Annotated in this window: 20 protein-coding genes; 7 read left to right on the top strand and 13 right to left on the bottom strand. The window is 61.7% G+C overall.

The features are described 5' to 3' along the window. Window positions 1–49: 49 nt before the first annotated feature. Window positions 50–1,003, bottom strand: a complete 954-nt coding sequence (locus tag PWM43_RS08255) for an OmpA family protein (protein ID WP_289842015.1) — start codon at window positions 1,001–1,003, stop codon at window positions 50–52. A 183-nt stretch (window positions 1,004–1,186) separates the two neighbouring features. Here PWM43_RS08255 and PWM43_RS08250 point away from each other — a divergent pair, with 183 nt between their 5' ends. Together PWM43_RS08250 and PWM43_RS08245 are read left to right on the top strand one after the other, a co-directional pair. After that, a complete protein-coding gene (locus PWM43_RS08250) occupies window positions 1,187–1,879 on the top strand; it encodes an ATP-dependent Clp protease proteolytic subunit (RefSeq protein ID WP_289842042.1) in 693 nt (230 codons plus the stop codon). 157 nt (window positions 1,880–2,036) lie between these two features. Further along, window positions 2,037–3,026 carry a ferritin-like domain-containing protein gene (locus PWM43_RS08245; RefSeq protein WP_289842014.1) on the top strand — a complete coding sequence of 330 codons (990 nt, stop codon included), beginning with the start codon at window positions 2,037–2,039 and terminating at the stop codon, window positions 3,024–3,026. A 328-nt stretch (window positions 3,027–3,354) separates the two neighbouring features. Here PWM43_RS08245 and recA read toward each other — a convergent pair whose 3' ends face one another. The 7 genes from recA to PWM43_RS08210 all read right to left on the bottom strand — a co-directional run bounded on the left by recA (window position 3,355) and on the right by PWM43_RS08210 (window position 7,917). Then, on the bottom strand, window positions 3,355–4,401 hold the full coding sequence (gene recA, locus PWM43_RS08240) for a recombinase RecA (RefSeq protein ID WP_289842013.1): 1,047 nt from the start codon (window positions 4,399–4,401) through the stop codon (window positions 3,355–3,357). A 163-nt stretch (window positions 4,402–4,564) separates the two neighbouring features. Beyond that, the gene (locus tag PWM43_RS08235) at window positions 4,565–5,629 is read right to left on the bottom strand and encodes an EscU/YscU/HrcU family type III secretion system export apparatus switch protein (protein WP_289842012.1); all 1,065 of its coding nucleotides are present in this window, start codon (window positions 5,627–5,629) and stop codon (window positions 4,565–4,567) included. Window position 5,630: 1 nt separating this feature from the next. Continuing rightward, a complete protein-coding gene (locus PWM43_RS08230; protein ID WP_289842011.1) occupies window positions 5,631–6,443 on the bottom strand; it encodes a flagellar biosynthetic protein FliR in 813 nt (270 codons plus the stop codon). Further along, complete coding sequence (locus PWM43_RS08225; protein ID WP_289842010.1) at window positions 6,440–6,712, bottom strand: flagellar biosynthetic protein FliQ; 273 nt, start codon at window positions 6,710–6,712, stop codon at window positions 6,440–6,442. The genes PWM43_RS08230 and PWM43_RS08225 overlap by 4 nt, the downstream gene beginning before the upstream one ends. 6 nt (window positions 6,713–6,718) lie before the next feature. Further along, a complete protein-coding gene (locus tag PWM43_RS08220; RefSeq protein WP_289842009.1) occupies window positions 6,719–7,042 on the bottom strand; it encodes a flagellar hook-basal body complex protein FliE in 324 nt (107 codons plus the stop codon). Next, window positions 7,039–7,461, bottom strand: a complete 423-nt coding sequence (gene flgC / locus PWM43_RS08215; RefSeq protein ID WP_289842008.1) for a flagellar basal body rod protein FlgC — start codon at window positions 7,459–7,461, stop codon at window positions 7,039–7,041. The genes PWM43_RS08220 and flgC overlap by 4 nt, the downstream gene beginning before the upstream one ends. Window positions 7,462–7,491: 30 nt before the next feature. Continuing rightward, a complete protein-coding gene (locus PWM43_RS08210) occupies window positions 7,492–7,917 on the bottom strand; it encodes a flagellar basal body rod protein FlgB (RefSeq protein WP_289842007.1) in 426 nt (141 codons plus the stop codon). A 211-nt stretch (window positions 7,918–8,128) separates the two neighbouring features. On the opposite strand from PWM43_RS08210, the gene PWM43_RS08205 reads away from it, so the two are divergent. Further along, window positions 8,129–8,395 (top strand): hypothetical protein, encoded by a 267-nt coding sequence (locus PWM43_RS08205; protein ID WP_289842006.1) that lies wholly within the window; start codon window positions 8,129–8,131, stop codon window positions 8,393–8,395. Next, on the top strand, window positions 8,392–9,141 hold the full coding sequence (gene fliP, locus PWM43_RS08200) for a flagellar type III secretion system pore protein FliP (protein ID WP_289842005.1): 750 nt from the start codon (window positions 8,392–8,394) through the stop codon (window positions 9,139–9,141). Before PWM43_RS08205 ends, fliP begins: the two co-directional genes overlap by 4 nt. Before the next feature lie 163 nt (window positions 9,142–9,304). Here fliP and PWM43_RS08195 read toward each other — a convergent pair whose 3' ends face one another. After that, complete coding sequence (locus PWM43_RS08195) at window positions 9,305–10,753, bottom strand: gamma-glutamyltransferase (protein ID WP_289842004.1); 1,449 nt, start codon at window positions 10,751–10,753, stop codon at window positions 9,305–9,307. A 232-nt stretch (window positions 10,754–10,985) separates the two neighbouring features. Here PWM43_RS08195 and PWM43_RS08190 point away from each other — a divergent pair, with 232 nt between their 5' ends. Next, window positions 10,986–11,768: a DsbA family protein gene (locus PWM43_RS08190; RefSeq protein WP_289842003.1), complete on the top strand. Its 783-nt coding sequence runs from the start codon at window positions 10,986–10,988 to the stop codon at window positions 11,766–11,768. A gap of 13 nt (window positions 11,769–11,781) precedes the next feature. Here the strand turns inward: PWM43_RS08190 and PWM43_RS08185 are convergent, their stop codons facing one another. Continuing rightward, a complete protein-coding gene (locus PWM43_RS08185; RefSeq protein ID WP_289842002.1) occupies window positions 11,782–12,720 on the bottom strand; it encodes a ribokinase in 939 nt (312 codons plus the stop codon). Between the two features lie 83 nt (window positions 12,721–12,803). Between PWM43_RS08185 and PWM43_RS08180 the strand changes: the two genes are divergently transcribed. Next, entirely contained in the window at window positions 12,804–13,778 is a 975-nt protein-coding gene (locus PWM43_RS08180) for a glycosyltransferase family 9 protein (protein ID WP_289842001.1), read from the top strand. On the opposite strand, the gene PWM43_RS08175 is transcribed toward PWM43_RS08180, so the two are convergent. Both PWM43_RS08175 and PWM43_RS08170 read right to left on the bottom strand, forming a co-directional pair. Further along, on the bottom strand, window positions 13,734–14,717 hold the full coding sequence (locus PWM43_RS08175; protein ID WP_289842000.1) for a zinc-dependent alcohol dehydrogenase family protein: 984 nt from the start codon (window positions 14,715–14,717) through the stop codon (window positions 13,734–13,736). The two genes, PWM43_RS08180 and PWM43_RS08175, sit on opposite strands and share 45 nt — an antisense overlap. Window positions 14,718–14,786: 69 nt before the next feature. Next, window positions 14,787–15,500 carry a DNA-3-methyladenine glycosylase family protein gene (locus PWM43_RS08170; protein ID WP_289841999.1) on the bottom strand — a complete coding sequence of 238 codons (714 nt, stop codon included), beginning with the start codon at window positions 15,498–15,500 and terminating at the stop codon, window positions 14,787–14,789. Window positions 15,501–15,735: 235 nt separating this feature from the next. Here PWM43_RS08170 and PWM43_RS08165 point away from each other — a divergent pair, with 235 nt between their 5' ends. Then, window positions 15,736–16,863 carry an energy transducer TonB gene (locus PWM43_RS08165; RefSeq protein ID WP_289841998.1) on the top strand — a complete coding sequence of 376 codons (1,128 nt, stop codon included), beginning with the start codon at window positions 15,736–15,738 and terminating at the stop codon, window positions 16,861–16,863. Between the two features lie 102 nt (window positions 16,864–16,965). Here PWM43_RS08165 and PWM43_RS08160 read toward each other — a convergent pair whose 3' ends face one another. After that, complete coding sequence (locus PWM43_RS08160; protein WP_289841997.1) at window positions 16,966–17,997, bottom strand: fatty acid desaturase family protein; 1,032 nt, start codon at window positions 17,995–17,997, stop codon at window positions 16,966–16,968. Window positions 17,998–18,149 lie beyond the last annotated feature (152 nt).

Below are 18,149 nucleotides of genomic sequence, written 5' to 3'. Positions count from 1 at the left end.
TAAAAGCGCGAGCCTGCAAGGGCGCTTGTGAGGGCGCTTATGAGGGCGATCAAGGCGTGAGCGAGAGCCTCGCCCCGTGGCCGTAGGCACGGGCGGCGATATGAATGCTGTCGGCGGGAACGCCACGCAGTATGATGGTCTGGGCGAGAACCCGTGCCCGCAGCAGGGCGAGACGCAGGCTGGCGGCCTGATCGTCCGGCGTCAGGGATGCGGCATCGCCGAAACCCGTAACGTAAACGGCGCCGTGCCTGGTACGATTTTTCAGGGCGTCCGAGATGGTGCCGTCCTGACCCGGCATCAACTGATCGGATGACTGCGCAAAGCGGATCAGCGTGCCGTGCGGCTCGGACAGGTCGAAGGCAGGCCCTGGCCTGTCAGGCAGGAGCGCGTCCTCCGGAATATCGAAACCCGGGAAGCGGGGAGCCGGAGGAGGGCGCGTGCCGATCTGCGGTAGCTCACCAGGGCGAATCGGTGGCGGCGCGAACTCCGTCACGGCCGGCATGCCGATTTCACGTGTCGAGGGCTGGGTGCTCGGGGCCGAGACATTCATCGACGACCCATTCCCGGATGCGTCGTGGTCTGGCGGCTGCTTCGGAGATGCGGTCGGCGTGGTGTCGTGCGATGCTGCGGCGGATGGCGCGGATGGGTTGGCGCTTTTCGTCGCCGGAGCGGATTTCGCCGACGCCCCGCCGGGCAGAACGCCGTCCTGCGCGGCCATGAGCTGCCCATAATTACGCTGGGCCTGAAGCCGTTCGGTCAGAGCGGTCCGCGCGGCCGGGCTGGGCATTTCGGGATTCGTCGTGGGCGTCAGGCCAACATGAGGATAAGGCGCGTGCGCGCCGGGCGGTGGTGGCCGTTCCCTGGCGATCACGCCGCCTTCAAAACCATGCCACCAGTCCACCGTCGTATCGACGGCGTCCTTGTGGGCGCAGCCCGTCAGGCCGCATAGCACGGCGGCGAGAATGGCCTTGTGGCCTCGATGGTCTGGCCCGTGCGCGCGCAAATCCGGTCTATCCCTGCTGCGGTGATCCAAGGGGGCAACCTAGCTCCTGCACGCTCCGATGGCGAGGGGAGCCGGGCAACCGACGGTCTCCGCATGTGAAAAACGCGGTTGGCTCTTGTGAGCGGCGCGCGTCCGGCGCAGGATAACACCATGACCATGCTGTCCCGACATAGGAATACGCCCATGCGCGGCACGACGCCCAACGGCATCTCCGGACGTGCGATCCGCCTTGAAGATGACGAACCCGATCCCCGTGATCCCGATGTGCCCGAGCCGGAAGGCCCGGAACCGTCGGAGCCCGGTGACAACAAGACACTGAATGCACCGGTAGAGGAACTTGAAGGCAAGCTTTTCAAGCAGCGCAAGGTTCTGATCTTCGGCGGCATCAACGACAAGATCGCGCGCGACGTGACGGGGCGCCTTCTCGCGCTGGCCGGAGCGTCGGACAAGCCGATTGATATCTATGTCAATTCTCCCGGCGGTCACGTCGAGAGCGGCGACACGATCCATGACATGATTCGCTTCGTCGATTCGGTGGCACCCGTGAACATGATCGGCACGGGCTGGGTCGCTTCGGCGGGTGCGCTGATCTTCGCCGCGGGCCGTCCCGAACGTCGTTACTGTCTGCCGAACACCCGCTTCCTTCTGCATCAGCCGATGGGCGGAGTGCGCGGTCCGGCGACGGACATCGACATCGAGGCGCGCGAAATCATCAAGATGCGCGAGCGCCTGAACCGTCTGTTCGCCCGCGAAACCGGACAGACGTACGAAAAGATCGCCAAAGACACCGACCGCAACTACTGGATGTCTGCGGATGAGGCGATCGAGTATGGTCTCGTCAAGCGCGTCATTCACGCGATGACCGACATTACCTGACTTTCCCTTCTGGGAAGTCCTGGGTCCAGGTCGCCTGCTTCGCTTTGCGGCGGGGCAGGCCGGTCTTTCCCGATGGGAAGGCGACCTCGACCTCCAACAGCGCGCTCAGGCCCTGTGGACCGTAACGACGCGCTAAGCTTTGCAGGGCGCAACGATCATGAGCAAACTTTCCGACATCTATAGCCAGCTTCCGGACCAGCCGTCAGAGAAGACGTTGGCCCGCGCCGATTACGAGGCGCGTCACTGGAGCAGCCCGGTTCCCGGTCCGCTGAAGCCCGGCAGCGACGAACACAAGCGTGCCATGGCCGCGATGTTCAGGGAGACGTTCAATCCGTACAAGCCTTCGGTGATTGCCTGGCCGGAACTTGATCCTCAGACGCTTCATCGGATCACCTCCCTGCCGATCTGGGACATCGCTGTCCAGACCGAAGGCAAGGCGCGCCTGCGCATGGCGGCCTATGCTTCGATGGTGGGCGACCCGGATATCAAGGACGCGCTATCGCGCAATGCGTGGGAGGAAAACCGGCACAAGGAGGTTCTGTCCAAGCTTGTTGAAGCGTACGGCATCAAGATGGCGCCGGAGCCGCCCTATATCGAGCCGAAAGATACCGAGTGGGCCTATCTCGTCACGGGTTTTTCGGAGTGCGTCGACAGCTTTTTTGCGTTCGGCCTGTTCGCCCTGACCGAGCGCACGGGGCTTTTCCCGCCGGAATTGATCGAGACCTTCGAGCCGGTCATGCAGGAGGAATGTCGCCATATTCTCCTGTTCGCCAACTGGCTCGCCTGGCATCGCGCGACAATGCCGTGGTGGCAGCGCCCGTGGTTCGAACTGCGGGTTCTCGCCGTGTGGGTATTCCTGGCCTACGAGCGCGTCGGCCTCGTGCGCACGATGGACGCGGATGGCAACGAGCACACGCAGGACAACAACTTCACGGTCAGCGGCACGAAAGACGTGGCGGACATCGATCTGTCCCTGCCGGAATTCATGCAGGTTTGCCTGACCGAGAATGAGCGTCGTTTTTCGGGATACGATCATCGGCTGCTGCGTCCCAGACTGGCTCCCAACATGGCGAAAGCGGTCATTGCAGGCTCGAAAATCTGGGGCTGTGTGGCGGGGGGCGTCAGGAAGCTGAGGAAGTCCGCCTGATGAACGCCTGAAAACCGGGTATGGAGTCGGAGAGCCGTATCGATTCGATAGCGCATTGATATATATAAGGTTTTCGACCCTTCCGATCTTCATCAGCGCGAATTTCCTGCCCGCGCAATTGTGGAGCATCTCTCTCCGACAGGTTATCTGACGCGTCGCGGGACCTTCAGGCACAATTGTGAACGGCCGCGTCTATGCCCGGTCTGATTGTTTTGCTCAGCGCGGTTCTGGAAAGCCCGAAACAGGACGATCCAGATCTCCGCGATACGGTGACTACGGCGGAGATCGGGTCGCGAAACAAGACAACCCGATCTCCGATCTAAGTCGTTTATTCGCCGTCGAGCGCGGCTTCGTCAGCTTCGGTCGCCGTGGGCTCCGTCATCAGTGCATCGGCGACAACGCCGGACTGGTCACGAATGCGACGTTCGATATCCGCTGCCATCTCGACATGATCACGCAGAAACTGCTTGGCGTTTTCACGTCCCTGTCCGATGCGCTGGCTGTCGTAGGAAAACCAGGCTCCCGATTTGTCGACGATGTTGGCTTTGACGCCAAGATCAATCAGTTCGCCGACCTTGCTGATGCCCTCGCCATAGATGATGTCGAATTCGACCTGACGGAACGGGGGGGCCATCTTGTTTTTGACCACTTTAACGCGCGTCTGGTTGCCGACCACCTCGTCGCGGTCCTTGATGGCACCGATACGGCGGATATCCAGCCGGACGGACGCGTAGAATTTCAGGGCATTGCCCCCGGTGGTCGTCTCCGGACTGCCGAACATCACGCCGATTTTCATGCGGATCTGGTTCAGGAAGATCACCAGCGTGTTCGAACGGGACACCGTGCCGGTCAGCTTGCGCAGCGCCTGACTCATCAGACGGGCGTGCAATCCGACATGGCTGTCGCCCATGTCGCCTTCAAGTTCCGCCCTGGGAACAAGAGCCGCGACGCTATCCACCACGAGAACGTCAACGGCACCGGAGCGGACGAGCGTGTCGGCGATTTCAAGGCCCTGCTCGCCGGCGTCGGGCTGGCTGAGCAGCAGGTTGTCGACGTCGACGCCGAGTTTGCGCGCATAAATCGGGTCCAGTGCATGTTCGGCGTCGATGAACGCGCATGTCCCGCCCTTTTTCTGGGCTTCGGCAATGACATGCAGAGCGAGTGTCGTTTTACCCGAACTCTCAGGCCCGTAGACTTCCACGATGCGACCGCGAGGCAGACCGCCGATACCGAGAGCGATATCCAGTCCCAGAGAACCTGTGGAAATGACGGCGACCTGTTCCTTGGTACGTTGCCCCATCCGCATGATCGAACCCTTGCCGAACGCTCGTTCGATCTGCGAGAGCGCGCCTTCCAGGGCCTTCGTCTTGTCCATGGTCATTCCTTGTTTCTACCTTTTCCACTCTGGTCGATGCCGGGGCTGGCAGCAATGGCGGTTTTCAATGCGCGATATCGCCGTTAACCATTCGTTCGCATTTGTTCTTTTGAGAACATATCATGATCATGGTGGAGGATGCCAAGAGATTCGTGAATGTTTTTCAACCGATCCTGCGTGCTTCCTGCTCGCGTTTCAGGCGCCATACATACGCGATAATCGAGGCGACGACCTTGAAATGTTCGACGGGCACTTCCGTTTCAAGAGGAAGGACGAAAAGCGCACGCGCGAGGGGAGGATTGGAGAGAACGGGAATTTGATGGTGCCGCGCGACTTCCCGGATCCGGGCCGCCAGTTCGTCAGCACCTTTCGCGACGATTTTCGGTGCTCCCCCGCCATCGCGCTCATAGAATAGCGCCACGGCGTAATGGGTCGGATTTGTGACGACGACTGTAGCCGTCTTTACGGCTTCCATCATCCTCTGGCGCGCGCGTCTTGCGCGTATCTGACGGATTTTACCCTTGATGTGAGGGTCGCCCTCCATCTCCTTGTATTCGTCGCGAAGTTCCTGCTTGCTCATGCGCAGTTTCGACATCCGGCGGCGGTGGGTCCAGAAATAATCCAGTCCCGCGATGACGATCTGCACGCCGATGAACACACCCGTCAACCGTATCAGAGCACCCATAATGAGAGTCAGCGTCTGATACATGCCGAGACCGACCATGCCGTGCCCTGTCAGCAGGACCCTCTGGCCTTCATAGTAAAGCGCGAGAGCGAAGACAGAGCATTTGAGAACCGCTTTTACGCCCTCGAACAACGAATCCGGGCCGATGACGCGCTTGATCCCCTTGAGCGGTGACAGTCGTGACAGATCAGGCATCAATCCTGCCGGTCGTAGCAGAAAGGTCGTTTGAAGAAGACCCGCTGCGAAGATCGCGAACGCCACCATGCCGCATAGCGGCGCGGCCAGCGTTATGAAGATACGAAGCGCCATCCCGGCGATCTCATGCGGGGCGACCGCCGTGTCCCCCGCATGAAACATAATGGCGCGCATGCCTGGCAAGGCCGCACTGAGCGACGTCGGTAGAGTGACTGCCAGGGCGGCCAGACCGCTGATCAGTCCGACCGCGGTCAAGACATCGCGTGATAAGGCGACATTCCCTTCCTCCCGCGCTTTTTCGAGACGGCGGGCGGACGGGGCTTCTGTCTGGTCTTCCGCGTCGGCCATCCTAGAGGCTTGGCATGCTCTGAAGGATGTCTGTGGCCTGATGTAGCCATACGGTCAGCATACGATGGATAAGAATGGCGGCCAGTGCGATACCGCCGAAAATTTGCAGCGGCATCGCCAGATTATAAACCTGCAAATTCGGAATGACGCGGCTCATGATGCCGAGCGCGACCTGCCAGAACAGTGAGAGAAGCAGGAATGGTGCGACCAGCTGGAGAGCCAGTGTAAATATGCGTTGTGTGAGCATGACGATGCTGTGGCTCGAATCCGCGATCATCGGGACATGCCCGTGTCCCATCAGAACAGCGCCTGGTGGGAAAAGAGTATAGCTCCCGACGAGGGCCTGGATGGGGTATATGTAGCTTCCCGACGTCAGAAGAATGACCGGAGCGAGCAGAGAAAATGCGCGTCCGAAAATGGCGGCTTCAGCGCCCAGAGTTGCGTCTGGTTGCAAAACGCTGGACAGACCTGTCAGGAGAGACACGACCTGTCCGGCAACCGGCAGGATCATGGCGGCGAGACGCGCGATCCATCCCAGCAGGCCACCTGCCAGCAGTTCTATCGCCGCGAGGGCGAGTACCCGTATCGGGCCAGCATCCGTAAGAAGGGCTTTTTCGAATGAGGCCTGTGCGACCGGCATGACCATGAAGGTCAGTCCGACCGCGATACCAGCCCGCACAGTCGTGGGGATTTCGGACTCTCCGGGGCCCGGCATCAGCATCACGACCGCGCCGACACGACACAGAATCAGGGCGAAGCACAGAGCCAGCATGGGCAGCGCCGCGAGCAGGGCATCGGGGTGCGCGGGGCTCATGTTCCTCCGATCAGGATCACCTGATCGAACAGACCGCGTGCGAAGATCATGAGAGTGCGCCCCATGAAAGAGCCGGTAAACAGGAGCGCGAGACCGATTGCGATCAGCTTGGGCACGAAAGCCAGAGTGGCCTCGTTGATTTGCGTGACCGCCTGAATAAGAGAAATGATCAGACCCACCACCAGCGCGGCCCCTAGGGCTGGAGCACTCAGCTTCAGCGTGACGATGAACGTCTGGAGAAGCACATGGGCGATGTCGAGATGCTGCATATCCCGTCAGATCGACATGCGCATGACGTCTTGATAAGCCTGAACGAAGCGGTCACGCAGGGCTGTCGTCGTCTGAAGAGCCAGCTGTGCGTTGGAAACGGCCGTTACGATTTTCGTCATGTCACCGGAGCCGTTGAGGCCTTCCGCCGTCATGTTTTCCGCATCGTGACCGTTCTGGATCGCGTTTCCGACCATATTTTTCATCATGGCCGCGAAATCACCGCCGGAAGCCGACACGCCGGTGGCGGAATCGAGTTCGTCGGTTGTCGTATCAAGCGCGTTGACCGTGCGGGCGTACGCGTTGCTGGCCTGGGAAACCGCATTGATCATTTCAGAAGGTCCAGAGTTCGGGTGAGCATGGATCGTGTGATCTGCATGGTGTTGAGGTTGGCTTCGTAGGACCGTTCCGCTTCGCGCATGTCCATCACTTCAACCATGGTGTTGACGTTCGAAACCTTGACATAACCTTTGGCATCGGCAGCGGGGTGAGACGGGTCGTAACGTGTCTGAAAGTCGCTCTCATCGCGCCCGATTTCCTTGACAGAGACTCCGTTCGCGGCGTTTTCGTCGTCATCCGCCTCGGCATCGACGGCTTCCTGAAAGCTGATGGTCTTGCGACGATAGGGATCCGCTCCGGCGGTCGAGCCCGTCGTGTCCTGGTTGGCCAGATTTTCCGCGATGATCCGCAGACGCTGTCCCTGGGCGTCCATGCCACTGGCCGAGATGCCGAGGGTGCTCGTGAAATCCATGGTCGTTTCCCTGCAATGCTTTCTCGGGCGTTACTTGCCCAGCGCGGTCTGGAACATGCTCGTGTAACGTGCATAAACATTCACGGCGAAATGCTGCTGGTCATTCACGTTGGCCACTTCTTCCATTTCGTGCTCGATCGACACGCTGTTTCCGTTGATGGAGTGTTCTGACGTGGCGCGTGTATTGGTTTCGATATCGTCATCACCGACGCCGAAATGAGCAGGATCCGTGCGGACCGGCGTGATCTCCTGAGCAGCCAGAGCACTTTGGAAGGGAGAAATATCGTGCGGGGCATAGTCCGGCGTGTCCGCATTGGCCAGGTTTCCGGCGAGAACCTGCTGGCGTTTTTCAAGCCACGAAAGCCGTCTGTCTCCGAGAGAAAGAAGATCGGTCCCGTTGACTGGCGCGCTGGAACCCGTTGTTCTCAAGGGCAGAGTGGTGTCCGCATTCAGCATGATCGAGCTTGCCTGACCTGGAGTGAGCCTGCCGCGACAACGGTGTCATACCGTGGTCAACGAAACAGGAGGATGGCCGCTGGAGGTTAATGTTTCGTTGCTTCGGCCGGGTGGATAGAAAATTTTTCCTGTCGGCGAAGATGTGGTTGTTAACCGGTTGTTTTCTAAAATCTCATTACCTTGCCCGCGAATTCGACTCCGCAGGCTAATAATGATGACATCTTTCCAGCTGGCACAGTCGCTGGTCGTGCTTATGGTGGTTTTAGGGGCGATCGTCGCTGCGCGTCCGCTCATCCTCCGATGGGGAAACATGCGGACGGGGGCGAGCGCGAGTCCGTTCAGGATACGCGGAAACCTGCAACTCGATCGAGCGCGTCGCCTGATGTTGATCGATTGCGAAGGGCAGTCGGTGCTGCTTGTGGTCGGCGGCCATAACGACGTCATCATGCCGTGGCCGGAAAAAGGCGCCTCGTCATGATTCGTTTTTCGGCGCGTTTACTGACCGTCCTTGCTTTCGGACTGGCTCTCTGCTCTCCGCAGGACGCTTTGGCCCAGTCGCTGAACGTGGATTTCGGGCAGGGCGGGTCGGGCACGACGAGTCATCTCGTGCAACTGACCGCGCTCGTGACGATGCTGTCGCTCGCGCCCAGCCTCCTTGTGATGGTCACCGCCTTCACGCGGATCATTATCGTGCTGTCACTGGTGCGAAGCGCGCTGGGTGCACAGGGGACGCCGCCGAATACAGTTCTGATCGGTCTGGCGCTGTTTCTGACCCTCTTTGTCATGCAGCCGGTCTTCGACCGATCATGGACCGAGGGACTTGCGCCGATGATGGCGGGAAAGATCGGGGAACTGGATGGACTACAGGCCGCTGCCGAGCCCTTCCGCGCCTTTATGCTGGCTCACGTTCGAACCGCAGATCTGTCCACATTTCTGGATCTCGCGCATCTGCCGCATCCCCTTCATCCGTCGGAGACGCCCTGGCGCGCGCTTATGCCCGCTTTCATGATCGGAGAGTTGCGGCGTGGTTTCGAGATGGGTTTTCTTCTCTATCTGCCGTTTCTGATCATCGATCTGGTCGTATCAAGCGTATTGATGAGCCTGGGCATGATGATGCTTCCGCCCAGTACGGTTTCCCTGCCGTTCAAATTGATTTTCTTCGTCATGGTCGACGGATGGCAACTGGTTTCGGGAAGTCTCGTGCGCAGTTTCGGCATGGGTTGAGCGCGCTCGATCTCCGATACCGCGCCTCTCGCCCGATGGAAGGCACCTTCGTTCCGGCGCTCTTCACTATCCGATCGCCGGTTTTCCTCTCATCGGGCGACGTCTTTCCACGTGGCCGCGCGAGCCTTCGGGACGAAGCCGCACGGCGTCGAAATTTATGGGATCAGCGGGTGCCGCGACCCGTCGCCAGACCGGCACCGCGCTCGTCAACTTCGCCGACACATTCATTGGCGTTGCGACCGGAACAGATGGCGGCATTGACACGACCCTGCCCGGTGTGGGGGATGGATGTGCCTGTCACCAGAGCGTCGGCCGCGGCGCCCAGAGCATCGGCGGCGTCATTTTGCCCCGAACTGGCCAGGGCTCCCACAAGCCGTTTGCCGGACTGCACGATGGCTGCGCCCAGGAGTGGCTGCGGCGTGGCCGCGGCCGAGGCTCCGAGAATGATGCCAGTTCCTTTGGCGATGCGGCCCGTACCGAAAAGATTACCATCAGTCAGCGCACAGGCCACTGCGTTGCCCATGCGATCCACGGCGACGAAGGACGTCGAGGCCGGAAGGGAGGGAAGCGTGCCCGCGCCTCGCGAACCCGAATCGAGCGCCGCCTGCGCGGCACTTACCAGAGCGTCTTCGGGGCTCGTGCCCGCATGTGCCGAACGCCAGGCCGCGGCAGCTCCCTGAGCCGAGCCGCCATTCCGGATCATGGCTGCGGCGGCGAATCCGCCATCGGCCGGAGGGGCCACGAAATACAGGTCGTCCGCTCCACGAGAAACACGCAGAGCTTCGGATTCGAGGGGGAGCGCCGCCCGGAGATCGGCCGGTCCCAATGCGCCGCCGCTTGCCGTGGCTGCATTGGCGTAAAGCTGCGCCAGAGCGCCGTTATAAAGATCGCCCACGCCAATATGCCCGAGACGTTCGAGAATGGCCGCAAGCTGGGGCTGCGTCAGGGAATCGCCGTTTTGAAGCGGGTTGCCGTCCCCGCGCGAGAAAATCTCTCGCGTTTCTTCATCCGCGAAAAGCGCGCCGTGAACCGGTACCAGGTCACGTTCGAAGGCTCGGCTGACCGTCATGCCTCGGCGCGCCAGATCGATGGCGGGCCGCAGAACGTCCGAAAACTCCACGCTGCCATAGCGAAGCTGCATCATGTAGATGCCACGCGGCGTCATGGGGACGGAGGCCGGGCGAGCGTCCGGGGCTCGTGTGGCGGTTGCGGAACCTGCGGTGGGAAGGAAGACGAAGCTCCGAGGCGCTTCACCGGTGCGGGAGGCGATGCAGGCGCCTCCGCCTCCCAGCGAGGCGCGCGACGGCAATGTCACGGCCAGGGCCATCGCCGTGGCGGCGGCGGCGTCTGCGGCGTTGCCGCCATGGGCCAGAACGTCCTGACCGACCAGAGCGGCCTGCGGCTCATCAGCAACAACCGTGCCGACATACCCTTCGACGAGATGGGAGGTCCGGCCAAAAAGATCCGAACCCAGCGTGGAGAGGCCCGTGCTGACGGTGCTGCATCCGGTCAGGGAAGCCGCCAGCACGCCAGCGCAGATCCGGGTCGCCTGCTTCCTGGTGGATACAGGGCGGCGGGGACGTTTGATGGCATCCGTTCGGCGTTGCACCACGTGCGGTCTCTCCATGGCCCGCCCATGAGCGGCGGTCCGTTGACGTGTTTATCGAGCGGCGCCCGCTTGAAAAAGCGCCTGCTCGTTGCATCTAACCATGATCCAGCCGCGCGGCAACAGACCCTCATGCTGATCCCCGGCATATGAGTTTGCGGAATTTGCAGGTTTTGCGTGAGCGGCCGTGATCGCCTAAGGGTGCCGGAGCCAGTGACTGATGCCGGAGACGCGTCCCATGTTCCGTTCTTTCCATGCCCGTCTGATGGCGGCTCTTTGCTGCGGCGTGATCTCGGGCGCCGCCGTGATGCCCATGCAGGCCCATTCGGCGCCCGCCGACGCCAATGGGTTCACGCCCGATCAGCGCAGGCAGATCGTCGATATCGTCCGTGATGCCCTGAAGACCGACCCGACGATCCTCAGCGACGCACTGGTGGCGTTACGCAAGGGTGCCCAGCAGCAGGCGCAGGATGACGCCCTCAAATCCGTGAGAGACGATCGCAAGGCGCTGCAGAGTGCTCCGGATTATGCGGTTCGCGGCAATATCAACGGTGATATCACCGTGGTGGAGTTTTTCGATCCCCGCTGCGGCTATTGCAAGAGCGTCGTGCCGCTCATGGACAAACTTCTTGCATCCGACAGCAAGATCCGCCTCGTGGAAAAAGTGATTCCCGTCCTGAGCGAAAAGAGCGTTCTCGACGCGCAGGCGATTTATGCGGCCGCTCTTCAGGGCGGCTATGAAAAAATGAAGCGCGCGCTGATGCAGGATACGGCGGCGCCCAGCCTGGATCGGGTACGCGCTCTGGCGACCGCCAACCAGCTCGATGCCGCGAAGCTGGTGAGCGACATGCACGACCCGTCCGTCAGCAAGCTGATCAACGCCAATCTGGCGGAAGCCCGCGAAATCGGTCTCGACGGGACGCCGACCTTCATTTTCGGCACCGCGTCCGTCGTGCCGGGCGCTGTGAGCTACGAAGACCTGCAAGGTTACGTGGCGCAGGCCCGGCACGCCAAAGGCTGATCCGCGTCTCGGTTCAGCCCAGCAGGGCCGCGACCTCGGTCCAGAACGGGGCCGCGTCCGCCGCGCCGCGCTTCGTGACGGCGAGCGCCCCGCAGGCGGCCGCGATACGGGCGGATTGTTCGAGCGTTTCCCCGCGCGCCAGAGCCGTGGCCAGCCCCGCGTTGAAGCAGTCTCCCGCCGCGACCGTGTCTATGGCGTTGACCGCGAAGGGGGCGATGAAGCCGCCATCAGCGCCGTCCTGCCACCACACGCCGCGACCTCCCATCTTTACGACGGCCATGCGTGCGCCGCGTTCGACGAGGTGTTCCGCCGCCTGTGCGGCCTCGGCCTTGTCCCGCGGATTGATCCCCGTCAGGGCGCAGGTCTCGCTTTCATTGGGCGTGATGACGTCAACAAGCTCCCAAAGGGCGGCGGGGAGTCCTTCGCTCGGCGCGGGGGCCGGGTCCATGAGGACGAGACCGCCGCTGGCCCTGGCTTTCGCGGCGGCGGCGATGACCGAATCCATCGGAATTTCGAGCTGGAGCATCAGGACCCGCGCGGCGCGGAACAGGGAGGCGGCGCGCTCGATATCCGCGTCTCCGACGGCCATGTTCGCGCCGCCCGCCACCGTGATGCAGTTCTCGCCACTGTCATCGACGCCGATCAGCGCCAGCCCCGTCGGGTTTTCAGGGTCCTGATGGAGCGCATCGAGCAGAACGCCGAATGTTTCGAGCTTTTCCCGGGCGAGCGTGCCGAAGGCATCGTTGCCGATGCGCCCGACGAGTGCTGCGCGCAGACCAAGATCTTGGGCAAGGCGCGCGCATGCGGCGGCCTGATTGCTGCCCTTGCCGCCTAGCCCGATCGTGTAGCCATCGGCATGAACGGTTTCGCCGGGCCGGGGCAGGCGATGGGGACGGGCTGTGACGTCGATATTGACGCTGCCGAACGAAAGAATGAGGGGCGATGCTGACATGGTGCCGCTTTCCGTGACCAGATAGGATATCGATCAAACGCGCAGGCGTATCATCAGGACGCCGCTCACGCTAGAAAGACACCATGTTTCGCATTCTCGTGATCAGGCTTGGCGCGCTCGGCGATTTTGTTCTGTCCTTCGGGCCGTTCGCGTCGATCCGCGCGGCGTATCCGGGCGCGGAAATCACGCTCCTGACGACGGAGCCCTTTCGCGCGCTGGCCGAGGCCGCGCCCTGGTTCGATCGTGTTCTGTGCGACGAACGGCCGCGCATGAGCCAGCCCGTCGCCCTGTGGCGGCTGCTGAACGGCCTGAAGAGTTACGATCTCGTTTTCGACCTTCAGACATCCCGGCGTTCCGCGCGTTACTTCGCGCTGGCAGGACGTCCGTGCTGGTCCGGCGCAGCGCCCGGATGCGCCCATCCGCATGACAACCCATGGCGCAACCACATGCATACGATCGTGCGTCAGAGGGATCAGTTACGTCGGGCGCGCGTGGCGTCGATCGCGCCCGACCTGTCGTGGCTCGCAGCACAGGGGCCAGTCCTGCATGAAGGTTATGCCGTCCTGGTGCCGGGCGCTTCTCCGCATCGACCCACGAAGCGCTGGTCGACGACGCATTTCGGACGGCTGGCGTCTCATCTGCGCGAGACCGGCCTGCGAACGGTCGTCGTCGGCGCGCAGGCTGACCGACATCTCGCCCGCGAGATCATGCGGGAGTGCCCGGAAACCCTGGACCTGACGGGGCAAACCAGTCTGCCTGAACTGGCGGGCCTGCTGTCCCGCGCGACGCTGGCCTGCGGCAATGATACAGGCCCGATGCATCTGGCCGCGGCGATGGGGTGCCGCGCGCTCGTCCTGTTTTCGGGCGACAGCGACCCCCGCCTGACCGCGCCCGTCGGACGTGTCGCGGGGGCGGTCAGGGTGCTTGCCGAAGAGAACCTTGCCGATCTGCCTGTCGCGCGCGTCGCGGCGCTTGCGGATGAATTGGCCGTTTTTTCAGGGAACCAGGACTTTTCAGGGAACCAGAACGGCGGCACCCTCGAAACGGCCGTGGCGTAAATCATCGAGCGCCTGATTGGCGTCTTTCAGCGCATAGGTCGTCGTTTTGACCTGGATGCCGATCTTCGGCGCGAGGGCCAGGAAATCGAGGCCATCCTGCCGGGTGAGATTGGCCACGGACACGATTTCCCGCTCCTCCCACAGGCTGTCGTAGGAGAAGGCCGGGATTTCGCTCATGTGAATGCCCGCGCAGACTACACGCCCCCCTTTGCGAACGGCTTTCAGCGCTGCCGGAACGAGCGGTCCGGCGGGCGCGAAAATAATGGCGGCGTCAAGCGGCTCCGGCGGCACTTCTCCCGAGCCGCCCGCCCATCGCGCGCCGAGCGAGCGGGCGAAGTCCTGGGTGCGGGTGTCGCCATCGCGGGTGAAGGCGTAGACCTCACGCTTCTGGTAACGCAGCACCTGCGCGATGATATGGGCGGCCGCCCCGAACCCGTAGAGTCCGACTTTCTGCGCGTCGCCCGCCTTGACGAGAGAGCGCCAGCCGATGAGGCCCGCGCAGAGTAGGGGCGCGAGGGAGACATCATCGCCCTCGTCCCCCAGCGGGAAGGCGTAACGTGCGTCGGCGACGGTCATCGTCGCGTAGCCGCCGTTGCGCGTATAGCCGGTGAAGATCGGATGGTCGCAGAGGTTCTCGGCTTCGTGCTCGCAGAACCAGCAATGGCCGCATGTATGGCCCAGCCAGGGGATCCCGACGCGTTGCCCCATGGAAAGGCCGGTCACGCCGGACCCGATCCGGTCGATCCGGCCCACGATCTCATGGCCCGGGATGATGGGCAGTGCCGGGTGGGTGAGATCGCCGTCCACCACGTGCAGGTCGGTCCGGCATACCCCGCAGGCGCCGATCCGGACGCGGATCTCGCCGGGGCCGGGCTCAGGGTCCGGCAGTGTGACCGGTTCGAGCGGCGTATGGGGGGTGCTCAGGCGCATCGCAAACATCGGGGCGGTCTCCTTGCTTCTGGATCGCGCATTCTGGCGCGGACCGGACATGTCTCGCCATGACCTGCGTCAAGGCGAGGTTGGCGGTGACGCAGAGACGTCGCCCGTCAGGGGATTGGTCCAGTTCCTGCCCTCCCCGGCCACGCGCCACAGATACCATGCCAGAGCCGAGCGATGGGGAGCGAATCGTTCCGTGGCCGCGGCCAATGTCTTTGGCGTCGGCGGCACATGGAGTTTTTTGACTGTCTTCCAGCCGGCCCGCACGCCGAAATCGTCTATAGGCATGACGTCGGGCCGCCCGAGAGTGAACATCAGAATCATCTGAACGGTCCAGCGTCCGACCCCGCGCAGGGTGATGAGGCGCGCGATCAGCTCTTCATCGGTGAGGCGCGCGGCTTCTTCGCGGCCCGGCACGATCCCGTCAAGCCGCGCCTGTGCGACACCGCGCATGGCCAGAATCTTGGCCGCCGAGAGGCCGCAGGCGCGCAGTGTCGGGTCCGGATAGGAGAGCAGGACTTCAGGGGGCGGGAAGTCCCCGTCTGAAAGGGCCTTGAAGCGCCCGAGAATGGCTTCTGCCGCCCTTCCGTGAAGCTGCTGGCCCGTGATGGCGCGCAGCAGTGCCTGATAAGGCGTCGCGCCATCCTGGCCGCGCAGCCGACATGGCCCGATGCGCTTGATGACGTCGGCGATATCTGGATCGATGCCCAGGGTGTCGGAGACGTTATGGATCTCTGGAAACGGAGAAGGCCGTGTGTGTGACAATCCGGCAGCTTTCGGAAACATCGTGTTGCGCCGCACTTGCTTGGCAAGAGGGTTGGTTCAATGCCATGATAGCACGAGTGACAAATCATGACGCGGCATACTCCGGAGCGGAATCTGTGGATGGGTACGCCCGCGCCACCGGGGCTCGGACCTGCCGTGAGAAGGCCTGGATAGTGAACGCGCAGGTGCCATTCTGAAACGCGCCCAGGCCACCAACACGGCCGCCCCCCCTCTGGACGAAGCCACCGGGGACGACGTGAAGGCCCGAAACGGCGCACGGCGTGAGCCGCGGCTGTTCGGGCCGCGCGCCGTGCCCGAAGTCGCGCAGCCGAGCGGGCCGGAGGGGCGTGAGCGTCTTGCGACGGGATTCGTCCCGCGTTTTCTCGGCTATCATAACCTGAAGTCCAGCACGGCGCGGCTCATGAAGCCGCAGATCATGGAAGATCAGGGGGTTGCGACGGTATTGGCCGTCTCGTCGGCCGCCCATGTCGCCCTGATCGCCATGCTGCTGGCGACGGCTTCGCATCGCGCGCATGGTTCGCCTTCGGGACAGGATCAGCCGGTCGAGATGGTGTTCGATGCGCCGCCCGCGCGCAGCGGCATGGAAGGCCCCAAGGTTGATAATCCGGGCGGCCAGTCGAACCCGGTCAAAACCACCGCGCCATCGTCTGCGCAGAAGCAGAGCAGCGAGAGCGAAGACAAGCAGGAGCAGAACGAGGAGGATTCGCGGCCGACACCCGCCGTGCCGACGCCGGAAGCGCCGAGCGCCCCGCCGGTTCCCGAAGCGACTTCATCGGAGCTTCCGCAGCCCAATACGGTGCAGTCACCGCCTACGCCTGCGACCGCGCCGCCCGGTCATAGTACGGTTGCGCACAGCCACGCCCGTCATTCCGCCTCCCGTCACAGTCAGGCGAGCAGCAACAATCCTTTCGCCAATCCGATGGATCTGTCCTTTGGGCAGTCACCGGCGCCTGTCCGGAATCACCGTGGTCGCCGAGGCGGCTCGGGTGGGCCGATCGACATGTCGATGGGACCGCTGGTAACCAACGGTCAGATCAACGCGCCTTACATGACGCGGAACAGCGTGCGCGGCGTCAGCGAGGATTACGGCAATGAGATCGATCGCTGGATCCGTTCGCACATGTACTATCCGGAAGACGCGATCAGGAACGGTGACGAAGGGCCGTCATCCGTGCATGTGGTTCTGGATCGCAACGGTCGCGTGAAATCGGTGCGTCTGACCGGGCAGTCCGGTTCATATGCGCTCGACGCCGCCACCACGGGCATGTTCCAGAGCGCCAAGCTGCCGCCGGTGCCGCCGGACATGAAGGGCGATCACTTCGATATCGACCTGACGATCAATTATATCCTGATCCGACGCTAGAGCCGCCATGCCGGGATTATTTTGCCCCGGTACGGCTTTCCGTTCCTATCTAAATATGAAGGCGCGCATCCGCCGGTCGCGGGAGAATGAGCGGAGGAGGCCTTAACAGACCTGGCGCAACTCGATCATCGTGCGACTCTCTTCGTCCCAGATCACGTTGCTTTGGGCCTCCCGCATGCCATCGCGAAAATTCAGAATTTTTACTTTCTGAAAGACCGGATGCGCGTTGTGACAATCCACGAGGCGATAATTGGGAATGCCAGGTGCGGCGTGATGAACATGATGAGCGCCGATATCGCCCGAGAACCAGCGAAGGACGCGGGGAAGGCGGAGGAAGGAACATCCGGTTCCCGAGGCCTCCAGATTGTTCCACTGCGCATGTTCAGCCCGATGAACCCCTTCAAACTTATGTTGGACAATAAAAAGCCAGACGCCAGACACGGCCGCAGGATAAATCACGAGGAAGCTGACAAGCGCCACGGTCTTCCAGCCCATGAACCAGATCAGAGCACTGTAGGTTAGAAATAGGCATAGATTGGTCAGGTAGACGCCCATCCTCTCACGTATCCAGGAGCGAGGGGTATCGAATGCAATTCTGTAGACAATAAAAAATATGAATGGAGGCATGATCAGAATAGTGAGGATCGGATTTATACTGATCCTGTAGAAAATTTTCCTCAGGCTTTTCATCTTTTTGTATTCAGACGTCGTGATGCAGTCTGAATACATGTCTGAAATCCTTCCCCGTGTTCCCATGTTGTTCCATGAGCCATGGTGAAGGGCATGATGTCTTCTCCAATGATCGTAGGGAGTCAGTGTCAGAAGGGAGCAGATACGCCCCGTCAGATCGTTGAGCCATTGTTTTTTGAAGAGCGACCCATGCCCGCAGTCATGCTGCAAAACGAATGTGCGGATGGAGAGCCCCGCCGCAAGCGGCGTCAGCACCAGGGCAGCCCACCAGCCATGCGAAACGCCAGCGTAGATCATGACACAGCACGTCAGGAGGGCGCCAATGGTCGTCGTGACCTGAAACAGACTGCGTTTCAGATCAGAACGCTGATACTGTTTTATAGACGCAACGACATCATCGGAAAAATCAGAGCGGGTGGCATCAAGAAGCGGGGAATGAATCATGGCATTTCATGACAGCCTGTCCACATTTCGAATATCAAATATTTATTAAATAGCACCTGCGGTTAAGGGCGCTAACAAAGTGTTACATACGGGAATACATAGAATTTTTTTAAAGTAGGAAAGTTTGGATAGCGGATTGTATTTGGATTTAT

The sequence above is a fragment of the Brytella acorum genome, assembly GCF_029309905.1.
Lineage (GTDB): Bacteria > Pseudomonadota > Alphaproteobacteria > Acetobacterales > Acetobacteraceae > Brytella > Brytella acorum.
The sequence above is the reverse complement of the archived record's forward strand: the minus strand, read 5'-3'. Positions and strand labels throughout refer to the sequence as shown.